This is a genomic window from Nakamurella alba (genome assembly GCF_009707545.1).
Lineage (GTDB): Bacteria > Actinomycetota > Actinomycetes > Mycobacteriales > Nakamurellaceae > Nakamurella > Nakamurella alba.
Map to the genome: position 1 here is coordinate 328,093 of NZ_WLYK01000003.1, position 11,072 is coordinate 339,164.

Genomic DNA, 11,072 nt, shown 5'->3' on the forward strand with positions numbered 1-11,072 from the left:
CACCACCACTACCCATCCGGGCGTGATCGACGCGCCGCGTAAGGAACCTCCCGCTCCGGGCTCAGTCCCCCGTCGGTGGCCACGGGAAGAACAACGAGACCCGGCGCTGGTAGTCGCGGTAGCCGGGCCGGCTCTGCATCCGGCGTTCCGTGCGCTTCGCGCCGGTGGCGTACACCAGCAGGTAGCTCATCAGCGCCGGGGCCGGGATCGTCCAGGTCGCCGGGGCCGACGCCGCGGCGGCCACGAAAGCGCCGTCCCACACCAGCGAGTCGCCGAAGTAGTTGGGATGCCGCGACCATCCCCACAGCCCGGTGTCGAGCACGTCCGGCTTGTCGTCGTCGTCACGTTGCTGGAATCGGTCCTTCTGCTGATCTGCCAGCGCCTCGATGATGGCGCCGCCGGCCATCACCGCGATCCCCACCGGGAACAGCCACCGACGCGCCGACCTGGGCAGCCCGCACGCGGCCGCGACCTGCACCGGAGCCGACACCAACAGCTGGGACAACCCCTGCGTCACGAACACCTTGCCGACCACACCGGCGGTCGAGGCGCCCTCCAGGAACTCCGTGTAGCGCGGGTCCTCCTCGTCGTGCCGGCCCAACCGGCTCAGCATCTGCCGTTCCAGCCGTACCGACCAGGCCGTGACCGCCGCGGCCAGCGACCAGCGGCGCAGCCGGTTCCCGCTGCCCAGCGCCGCGCTGGTGATCGCGATGGCCGCCAGCCCGGGACCCCAGACTCCGTCGGCGTAGTCCCGACGATCCTTCTTCAGCGCGATGACGGCCGTGGCCGACTGCAGCACCGTGGTCACCGCGGCGCTCGCCACGGCCACCCGCCGCAGATTCTTCAGATCAACACCCATTGCCCTGTCTTCCTTGTCGTGCCCGGCCGCACTGTCGCGCGGGACCGTCCGTTCACTGCCACGGGGGTGTCTCGTCCATCTTCTTGTAGTACCGGGCCAGGTGACGGCGCAGCTTCGGCAGGTCGGCGTCCGGGACGTCGACGCCGCCGCGAGCGCCGTCGACGATGCCGGCGGCGGCGATGACCGCCCGGGGCACGACGGTCAGCTCGCCGTCGATGACGTCGGCGATCGGCAACTTGTGGGCGGTGAAGTTGTCCTTCTCGTTGGCGTCGTACCAGAGGTGCGCCTGCCGGTAACGGGCGTTCGGCCCGTCCTCCGCCCCGGCCCACGTGCGGACCCTCTTCTCCGCAGCAGCACTGTTCCACCGGCGGGACCGGTCGGCGAGGGGCAGGTCACGAAAAGTGCTGACCGTCATCGGGTGTGCCTCCTGGTGTTGTTCCCACGGCGCCGGCCGGCGTCGTCTGCTGTGCGGGTCCGGCCGGCCGGCCCCCGGACTCCTCGAGCACCCTGCGGACCTCAATAGCCAACTGGCGCTGCTCGTCCGGCCGGACGACCAGTACCGGCACCCCACCGCGGCTGATGACGTGGTCCTCGTCCTGGGAGGTGTCGAGGCCCCCGTGCACGCTCAAGACGGGCAGGCCGGCCGCCACCAGCTCGCGGACCTCGGGTTGGTCGGCCCCGATCTCGCCGCTGAACACGACCGCGTCCAGCCGGTCGAGAGATGCGGCGGCAGCTGCGATCTCCTGACGCACCCGGAGTCCGAACACCTCGAGTGCCAGGCTCGCGGGCCGGTGGCCCGCACCGGCGGCCCGCACGAGCTCACGGGTGTCCCCCGACAGCCCGTCGGACAGACCCAACAGGCCCGACCGGTGCTCCAGCGCGTCGGAGACCTCGTCCGCGGACATGCCCTTCTCCTTCTGCAGCCACAGCAGCATCCCGGGGTCGACGCTGCCGCTGCGATGCGACATCGGCAGCCCTTCCAACGGCGTGAAGCCCATGGACGTCCAGACGCTGCGTCCGCCGCGGACGGCGCAGACGGAGGACCCACCGCCGAGGTGTGTGAGCACCACCTGCAGGTCGGCCGGGTCGCGGGAGAGCAGTTCGGCGGTGCGGGCGAGTGTCCAGGCGTAGGACAGGCCGTGGAATCCATAGCGGCGGACTCCGTGGTCGTTTCGCCACTCCCGCGGGACCGCATAGGTGCGTGCCGCTTCCGGGAGGCCGGTGTGGAACACGGTGTCCAGGCAGGCCACCTGCACGGTCTCCGGGAGTCGCCGCCGGCACAGGTCGAGCGCGGCGAGTGCCGGTGGGACATGCTGCGGTGCAAGGCTCCTCGCCTCGTCCAGCGCCGATCGCACCTGCGCGTCGATGACCTGGTGCGCGGACAGCCGTGGCCCGCCGTGCACGATCCGGTGTCCCACTGCCGCGACCTCCGGCGCACGGTCAAGGAACTCGCCGAGTCCCTCGGCCACCTCGTCGCTGTCCGGGGCGGCGTCGATGTCCGACTCGTCAAGGACGGTGAGATCCCGGTCCAGCACGGCGAGTTTCAAGCTGTGCGAGCCGGCATTGACCACCATCACCGGTGGGCCCGATTCGCCGGAAATGCTGTCGCGTCCGCTCCCTGCACCCGACATCGTCACCGCCCGCCGTCCCAGGTCCATTCGGAGATGGCCACCGGGTCCTGCCCCGTGCGGCGCAGTTCGACCAGGATGTCGTCGCGTTCGCGCGCGTAGCGGTCGGCGAGTTCACCGCCGCGCGTCGACCAGCCCTCCGCGCGCCGGAGCGCCTCGACGGCGATGTCGTGCCGGCTGACACCGTTGCTGGCCAACAGGTCGTAGGGGGTGGTCGTGGTGCCCTCCTCGATGTACCCCTTCACATGGAACCGCGAGGCGTCCGGCCGTCCGTGCAGGCACTCGTGGACGGCCGACGGGTACCCGTGGAAGTCGAAGACCACCGGCACACCGGCGCCACCGAAACATTTCTCGAACTCCGCATCGGGCAGACCGTGCGGGTGCCGTTCGGCCGGCGGCAGCGTCAGCAGGTCGACGACGTTGGTGACCCGCACCCGGAGACCGGGGGCGTCGCGCCGCAGCATCTCCGCCGCCGCCAGCGTCTCGACGGTCGGGATGTTCCCGGCGCATGCGAGCACCACGTCCGGGTGTGGCCGCCGGGCTCCTGGGCTCCCGGTGGGGCTGTCGTCGGCGGACGGTCCGTCTCCGTGGCGGGCTTCGGTACCGGCCCACTCCCACACGCCCGCCCCGGCCCGGCAGTGCGCCAGCGCGTCGTCGAGGTCGAGCCATTGCGGGCCGTCGTTCTTGCCCGCGACGACGACGTTGATGCGGTCCACCGAGTCGAGGCAGTGTTCCAGGGTCGCCAACAGGGTGTTCGCGTCCGGCGGCAGGTACACCCGGGCCACCGAGGCCTTCTTGGTCAGCATCATGTTGATGAAACCCGGCCCCTGGTGGCTGTAACCGTTGTGCTCCTGCCGCCAGCCCTCGCTGGTCAGCAGGTAGTTCAGCGAGGCGACCGGATGCCGCCAGGGCACCTCCGCCGCCACCTTGAGGAACTTCGCGTACTGGTTGGTCATCCCGTCGACGATCGACACGAACGCCTCGTAGCAGGGGAACAGTCCGTGCCGGCCGGTGAGCAGGTATCCCTGCAGCCATCCCTGGCAGTTGTGCTCCGACAGCACCTCCATGACCCGACCGTCACGGGCGAGATGCGCGGCAGCGACCGGCGGCTCCGGTTGCCAGGCGCGGCCGGTCACCTCCAGCACGGCGCCCAGCTTGTTGGACTCCAGCTCGTCCGGGCACATGATGCGGAAGTCCCGCCTGGTCTCCGTCTCCCGGAGCAGTGCGGCGAGCCACGGGCCCGCGGTCGGGGTCGCGCCCGCCCGTGCGCCGCCGGGCTCCGGCACGTCGACGGCGAACGGCCGGACATCCGGCAGCGGCAACGGCCGACGCAGCCGTCCGCCGTCGGTCACCGGGTTCGCACCCAGCCGCAGGTCGCCGGTCGGGCAGCAGGCGAGGATGTCCGGTGCCGGGACCCCGTCGGCCCCGAACAGCTCGTCCGGTCGGTAGGAGCGCAACCACTGCTCGAGGTCGGCCAGTTCGGCGGCGTCGTCGGCGGCGTGGGGCAACGGGACCTGGTGGGCACGCACGGTGTCCTCCAGCGGTGCCCCACCGGACTCGGCCGGCAGCCCCCAGCCCTTGCGGCTCCGCAGGACCAGCATCGGCCACCGCGGAACGTTGGCGTCCGCGCCGTTCCTCGCCGCCTCCTGCACCTGCCGGATGCGGGAGTGCGCCCATGACAACGCTTCCGCCATCCGGGCATCCGGCGACAGCTCCGGGTCGTGGTAGTCACCGCGCACGTCGACGATGCGCGGCGCCCAGCCGTGTCCGGTGTACAGCGACAGCAGATCCTCGTCGTCGGCCGCCCCGGACTGCGTGGGTGAGGCGATCTTGTAGCCGTTGACGTGCAGGATCGGCAGCACCGCGCCGTCGTGCACCGGATCGAGGTAGCGCGAGGCGGCCCAGGCGGCGGCGGTCGGACCGGTCTCGGCCTCACCGTCGCCGACCAGACACGCCACCAGCAGATCCGGGTGGTCCAGTGCGGCACCGGTGGCCGTGGCCAGCGCGTACCCCAGCTCCCCTCCCTCGTGGATCACCCCGGGCACCTGCGGGGAGAGGTGGCTCGGGAACCCACCCGGCCAGGAGAACCGCCGCACCAGCTCGGTCAGGCCGGCCGTGTCCCGGGTCAGTGCCGGATCGAGGTCGGCGTGCGTGCCTTCGAGCCACAGCGACGCATGGTTCGCCGGTGCCCCGTGCCCGGGGCCGGTCACCAGCATGGTGGGGGTTCCCGTCTCGCACACGAGCTTGTCGAGTCCTGCGTAGACCAGCGTGATCCCAGGGCACGTCCCCCAGTGACCGAGCAACCGTGGCTTGATGTGCTCCGGGCGCAACGGTTCTCGCAACAGGATGTTGTCCCGGAGGAAGATCATCGCTGCGGCGAGGTAGTCCGCCGCGCGGCGGTAACGCCGTGAGGCGCCGTCGCCCGGGTGCGACGTCGGCCGATCGGGTGCGGAGTCCGGCCCGGCCGTCACGGGGTCCGCCAGGCGTCGGACTCGAGGTGCGAACCCGCCTGCGGACCCATCTGCGTCATCCCGCCGTCGACCAGCCAGCTCGCCCCGGTGACGTAGGACGAGGCCGCCGACGCGAGAAAGGCGACCACAGCGGCGATCTCCCGGGCGTCGCCCGGTCTGCCCAGCGGCACACCCGGGCGTGGCACGCGGCGCGGATCCTCGTCGTCCTGCCCGGTCATCGGCGTCGCGATCTCGCCGGGTGCCACCGAGTTCGCCGTGATCCCGTGCCCGCCGAGTTCCAGTGCCAGCGTCTTCATCAGGCCGCCGAGTCCGTGCTTGGCCGCGTCGTAGGGCGCCGATCCGACCCGCGGCTGGTGCTCGTGCACGCTCGTCACCGCGATCAGGCGCCCGCCGTTGCCGGCGGCCACCATCCTGCGGGCCGCCCGTTGCAGACACACGAACGGACCGTCCAGGTCGGTGGCGACGATGCGCCGCCAGTCGTCGAACGCCAGGTCCAGGACCGGGGTGGCCGATCCGGTGCCGGCGTTGTTCACGAAGACGTCGAGGCCACCGAGCCGTTCCGCGAGTTCGTCGACCACATCGGCGCACGCGGGCGCATCGGTGAGATCCAGCCGGGCCACCTCCGCCCGGCCTCCCAGGCCGCGGATCTCCCCCGCTGTTGCCTCCGCGCCTGCGTGGTCGGTGTGCCAGGTGACACCGACCGCCATCCCGGCCCGGGCCAGCGCGACGGCCGTCGCCCTGCCGATCCCGGAATCGGAACCGGTGACGATCGCAGTCCTGGGCTCGAAGACCGTGGGATCGAAGACCATGACCGGCCGGTCCCCCGTTCCCGCCGAATCCATGCCCGCGACCGGGCGGACGGTCCGGCCGGTCGCGACCGAACGGCTGTCGGCGGGCGTCACGGCCCCGCGGCGGGGGAAGTGGCAAGCCCGAGGGGCCGGCCGGAGCCGCGGTCCCGTCCGACAGCGAAGGAGCACAGATGGACCAGGCCGACCGGTCGTTCCCCTACCCGCTCGGGGTCAGCCTGCGGGAGGGCCGGGCGAACGTCGCCGTGTTCAGCAGCACCGCGGAGCGGGTCGAGTGCTGCGTGTTCGACGAGGACGGCACGGAGCACCGCACGGCCTTGACCGAGCGCACCGGACACGTCTTCCACGCCCTCGTCGACGGCGTCGGCCCGGGTACCCGCTACGCCCTGCGGGTGCACGGCGCGTGGGACACGGCGGCCGGGCTGCGGCACAACGGCCAGAAGCTGCTGCTCGACCCGCACGCCCGCGCCGTGAGCGGCGGGTACAACTGGGGGCAGGCGGTGTTCGGCCACGACATGAACGACCCCGGGCAACGTGACGACACCGACGGAGCCGGATCGACGCCGCTGTGCGTGGTGACCGGCGGAGACTTCGACTGGGGCGACGACGCCGCGCCGCGCACGCCGCTGGACCGGACGGTCGTCTACGAGGTGCACGTCAAGGGGTTCACGCAGCTGCACCCCGACGTGCCCGAGGAGATCCGCGGCACCTATGCCGGGCTGGGTCATCCCGCCGCGATCCGGCACCTCACCGATCTCGGGGTCACCGCGGTCGAACTGCTGCCGGTGCACCAGTTCGTGCAGGACAGCCATCTGGCGGAGAAGGGCCTGCGCAACTACTGGGGGTACAACTCGATCGGCTTCCTGGCACCGCACGGCGAGTACAGCAGCAGCGGCGACACCGGCGGGCAGGTCGACGAGTTCAAGGCGATGGTGAAGGCGCTGCACGCCGCCGGACTCGAGGTCATCCTGGACGTCGTGTTCAACCACACCGCGGAGGGCAACCACCTGGGGCCGACGCTGTCGCTGAAGGGCATCGACAACGCCGCCTACTACCGGCTGGTCGAGGGTGACGAGGAGCACTACTTCGACACCACCGGCACCGGCAACAGTCTCAATGTCTCGCACCCCGCCGCACTCGGTCTGATCATGGACTCGCTCCGCTACTGGGTGACCGAGATGCACGTCGACGGCTTCCGTTTCGATCTGGCCACCACCCTGACCCGGCAGGGCGGCGATGCCTCCCTGCACAGCGCGTTCACCGATCTGATCGCCCAGGACCCGGTGCTGGCGCCGGTCAAGATGATCGCAGAGCCGTGGGACACGGCGGGCTACCAGGTCGGCGGGTTCCCGGCGGACTGGTCGGAATGGAACGGCAAGTTCCGTGACGACGTCCGCGGGTTCTGGAGCGGGCAGGACAGCGTGCTCGGCACGCTGTCGCAGCGGGTGCTGGGCAGCCCGGACGTCTACGAGTCCGACCGGCGCTCCCCCGTGGCCGGCATCGGTTTCGTCACCGCGCACGACGGCTTCACCCTGCACGACCTGGTGTCCTACAACGCGAAGCACAACAGCGCCAACGGCGAGGACAACAACGACGGGGAGAGCGACAACAAGTCGTTCAACAACGGCGCCGAGGGCCCGACGGACGATCCCGCGGTGAACGAACGCCGGGCCCGGGCCGCCCGCAACTTCCTCGGCACCCTGCTGCTGTCGGCCGGCGTCCCGATGCTGCTGGGCGGTGACGAGATGGGCCGCACCCAGGGCGGCAACAACAACGCCTACTGCCAGGACAACGAGATCTCCTGGTTCCAATGGGACGCGGTCGACGAGGACCTGCTGGACTTCACCCGCCGGCTGATCGCCCTCCGGCGCGAGCATCCCGCGCTGCGGCCGCGCTGGTTCCGGCAGGCCCCGGGTGACGACGCTGTCGAATGGGTGCGGGTGCTGCGCTCGGACGGCGAGGAGTTCACCGACGAGGACTGGGACAACGCGGACGCCCGCACGATCACCTTCCTGCTCGGCCATGCCGACGGCGATGCCTTCGCGCTGCTGCTCAACGCTGCCGCCAACGGCGTCGAGTTCACCGTTCCCGATGCGCCGCACCAGGAGTGGGAGCTCGCCGCGGCCAGTGATCCCGAGCAGCAGGTGGAGGGAACGGTCAGCACCCTGTTGGTCCGCGACTCCTCCTTCACCCTGCTGCAGTCCAGGCGCGGCTGACGCCCGGGCAGTGGCCGGGAGTCGGAGCGCGCTGTCGTGGGAACAGGACCTTCGGAACATCTGGACAGCGACAGGAGACACCCATGACCGAGACCAGCCGCACCTTCACTGTGACACCACCACCGGCGACCGTGCTCTCGTACCTGGAGGACTTCGGCCACGCCGAAGAATGGGACCCGGGCACCGAGACGTGCACCCGCGAGGACGCCGGCCCGGTCGGCGTGGGCTCTCAGTGGCACAACGTCTCGAAGATCGCCGGACGCGAGGTGGAGCTGACCTACACGCTCAAGGAGCGCAGTGCGTCCCGGTTGGTGTTCGTCGGCGAGAACGACAGCGCGACCTCCACCGACACCATCGACGTGGTGCCCGCCGGTACCGGCAGCGAGATCACCTACACCGCGGACGTCGAGATGCACGGTGCCGCCAAGCTCGCCACGCCGATCATCAAGCTGATCTTCGAGAAGCTGGGCAACGAGACCGAGGACCAGATGAGCGACACGCTGAATCGTTTGCAGCACTGAAGTTCCGCCGCAGGGGCACCCCGCCGGTCAGCGGGCGGGGTGCCCTGCTGGCACGATGAGCATCATGTCGTTCTTCCCCGGCTTCACCCTCGCGGAACACGATGTGGGGCCGGGCATCCGGTTGCGATACCGGACCGGCGGGCAGGGGCCGGCCGTGGTCCTCCTGCACGGCCACCCCCGCACCCACACCACCTGGTACCGGGTGGCTCCCGCGCTGGCGGACGCCGGCTTCACCGTCGTCTGCCCCGATCTCCGCGGCTACGGCGGCTCCTCCACGCCCACCCCCTCCGTCGATCACGCTGTCCACTCCGACCGCGAGATGGCCGGCGACATCGTCGCGCTGATGGACGCTCTCGGGCACCAGAGGTTCGCTGTGATCGGTCACGACCGCGGCAGCTACGTCGCCTACCGCAAGGCCCTTGACCACCCCGCGCGGGTCACCGCTCTTGCCGTACTGGACAGCGTCCCCATCCTCGAGGCGTTGGAGCGGGCCGACGCCCGGTTCGCCGAGAAGTGGTGGCACTGGTTCTTCTTCGCCTCCGACCAGGCGGAGCGGGTGATCACCGCGGACCCGCTCGCCTGGTACCGACTCGACGCGGCCATCATGGGCGCCCACAACCATGCCGACGTCGTTGCGGCGGTGACCGATCCGGCGACCGTCCGGGCCATGCTGGAGGACTACCGGGCCGGGCTGCACGTCGATCGCGACGCGGACCTGGCCGACCGGGATGCCGGCCGTCGCATCACCTGCCCGACCCTCGTCGCCTGGTCGGCGCACGACGACATTCCCTTTCTGTATGACGATCCCGCCGCCATCTGGCAGTCGTGGTGCACACTGCCGGTCCGCACGGCGGTCGTGGACTCCGGGCATCACATGGCCGAGGAGAACCCGGAGCACCTGGCCGAGGTCCTGCTCGGCTTCCTCACCGACACGGCTCCGTCGGGCCGGTGAGATCGCCGATATCGCAACCTGTCCGGACGTTCTGTTCTAGTCGTGCTGCCTGATCTTGAGGTGGGAGCTCTCCTCCAGACGGGCGAGCGGTTCCCAGTCCCGGTGTGGGTGGGCCTCGGTGCGCATCCGCTCGATCATGTGCGGATGGTGCAGCTCGAAGGCCGGCCGCTCGGAGCGGATCCGGGGCAGCGAGGTGAAGTTGTGCCGCGGCGGCGGGGTCGAGGTCGCCCACTCCAGCGAGTTGCCGTAGCCCCACGGATCGTCGGCGGTGGTGACCTCGCCGTAGCGCATCGACCGGAACACGTTCCAGATGAACGGCAGGGTCGAGGCACCGAGCACGAACGCACCGATCGTGGAGATCATGTTCAGCGTGGTGAACCCGTCGGTGGGCAGGTAGTCCGGGTAGCGCCGGGGCATACCGATCGTGCCCAGCCAGTGCTGCACCAGGAACGTCAGGTGGAACCCCAGGAACGTGGTCCAGAAGTGGAACTTGCCCAACCCCTCGTCCAGGAACCGGCCCGTCATCTTCGGGAACCAGAAGTAGATCCCCGAATAGGTGGCGAACACGATGGTGCCGAACAGCACGTAGTGGAAGTGCGCGACCACGAAGTACGAGTCCGACACGTGGAAATCCAGCGCCGGCGCGGCCAGGATGACACCGGTCAGACCACCGAACAGGAACGTGACCAGGAACCCGGCGGCGAAGAGCATGGGTGTCTCGAAGGACACCTGGCCCCGCCACATCGTGCCGATCCAGTTGAAGAACTTCAGGCCCGTCGGCACCGCGATCAGGAACGTCATGAAGGAGAAGAACGGCAACAGCACCGCACCGGTGGCGAACATGTGGTGCGCCCACACCGCCACCGACAGCGCCGCGATCGACAACGTCGCATACACCAGGCCGCGGTAGCCGAACAGCGGCTTGCGACTGAACACCGGGAACACCTCGGACACGATCCCGAAGAACGGCAACGCGATGATGTAGACCTCGGGATGCCCGAAGAACCAGAACAGGTGCTGGAACAGGATCGCGCCGCCGTTGGCCGGGTCGAACACGTGTGACCCGAAATGTCGGTCCGCGGCCAGCCCGAACAGCGCCGCGGTGAGCACCGGGAACGCGATCAGCACCAGGATCGAGGTCACCAGGATGTTCCAGGTGAAGATCGGCAGCCGCCACATCGTCATACCCGGGGCACGCAGACACACCACCGTGGTGATCATGTTGACCCCGCCCAGGATGGTGCCCAGACCCGACACGGCCAGACCCATGATCCACAGATCGCCGCCCACGCCGGGCGAGTTCACCTCATTGGACAGCGGGGTGTACGCGGTCCAGCCGAAGGCGGCCGCGCCGCCCGGGGTGAAGAAACCGGACACCGCGATCAACGAGCCGAACAGGTACAGCCAGTAGGAGAACGCGTTCAACCGCGGGAACGCCACATCCGGCGCGCCGATCTGCAGCGGCAGCACGAAGTTGGCGAAACCGAACACGATGGCGGTCGCGTAGAAGAGCAGCATGACCGTGCCGTGCATGGTGAACAGCTGGTTGAACTGCTCGTTCGACAGGAACTGCATGCCCGGCCGGGCCAGCTCGGCGCGCATGAACAGCGCCATGACGC

9 protein-coding genes are annotated in these 11,072 nt (G+C 70.0%); 3 read left to right on the plus strand and 6 right to left on the minus strand.

The genetic code is table 11. The features are described from left to right. Window positions 1-61: 61 nt before the first annotated feature. The 5 genes from GIS00_RS11755 to GIS00_RS11775 form a co-directional block, all read right to left on the minus strand. Window positions 62-859 (minus strand): DUF1295 domain-containing protein, encoded by a 798-nt coding sequence (locus GIS00_RS11755; protein ID WP_154768603.1) that lies wholly within the window; start codon window positions 857-859, stop codon window positions 62-64. Window positions 860-911: 52 nt separating this feature from the next. Next, complete coding sequence (locus GIS00_RS11760; protein WP_154768604.1) at window positions 912-1,274, minus strand: hypothetical protein; 363 nt, start codon at window positions 1,272-1,274, stop codon at window positions 912-914. Then, on the minus strand, window positions 1,252-2,406 hold the full coding sequence (locus tag GIS00_RS11765; RefSeq protein ID WP_230313456.1) for an acetate/propionate family kinase: 1,155 nt from the start codon (window positions 2,404-2,406) through the stop codon (window positions 1,252-1,254). The genes GIS00_RS11760 and GIS00_RS11765 overlap by 23 nt, the downstream gene beginning before the upstream one ends. A gap of 86 nt (window positions 2,407-2,492) precedes the next feature. Continuing rightward, window positions 2,493-4,958: a phosphoketolase family protein gene (locus tag GIS00_RS11770; protein WP_322097879.1), complete on the minus strand. Its 2,466-nt coding sequence runs from the start codon at window positions 4,956-4,958 to the stop codon at window positions 2,493-2,495. Then, window positions 4,955-5,767 (minus strand): SDR family oxidoreductase, encoded by an 813-nt coding sequence (locus GIS00_RS11775; RefSeq protein WP_154768606.1) that lies wholly within the window; start codon window positions 5,765-5,767, stop codon window positions 4,955-4,957. The genes GIS00_RS11770 and GIS00_RS11775 overlap by 4 nt, the downstream gene beginning before the upstream one ends. Window positions 5,768-5,937: 170 nt before the next feature. Between GIS00_RS11775 and glgX the strand changes: the two genes are divergently transcribed. The 3 genes from glgX (at window position 5,938) to GIS00_RS11790 (ending at window position 9,453) form a co-directional block, all read left to right on the plus strand. Beyond that, entirely contained in the window at window positions 5,938-7,980 is a 2,043-nt protein-coding gene (gene glgX, locus GIS00_RS11780; RefSeq protein ID WP_154768607.1) for a glycogen debranching protein GlgX, read from the plus strand. Between the two features lie 83 nt (window positions 7,981-8,063). Continuing rightward, a complete protein-coding gene (locus GIS00_RS11785; protein WP_154768608.1) occupies window positions 8,064-8,501 on the plus strand; it encodes an SRPBCC family protein in 438 nt (145 codons plus the stop codon). 64 nt (window positions 8,502-8,565) lie between these two features. After that, on the plus strand, window positions 8,566-9,453 hold the full coding sequence (locus tag GIS00_RS11790) for an alpha/beta fold hydrolase (protein WP_154768609.1): 888 nt from the start codon (window positions 8,566-8,568) through the stop codon (window positions 9,451-9,453). A gap of 36 nt (window positions 9,454-9,489) precedes the next feature. Here GIS00_RS11790 and ctaD read toward each other — a convergent pair. Then, window positions 9,490-11,072 (minus strand): aa3-type cytochrome oxidase subunit I (gene ctaD, locus GIS00_RS11795; RefSeq protein ID WP_154768610.1); only part of this gene is annotated, 1,583 nt, incomplete at its 5' end.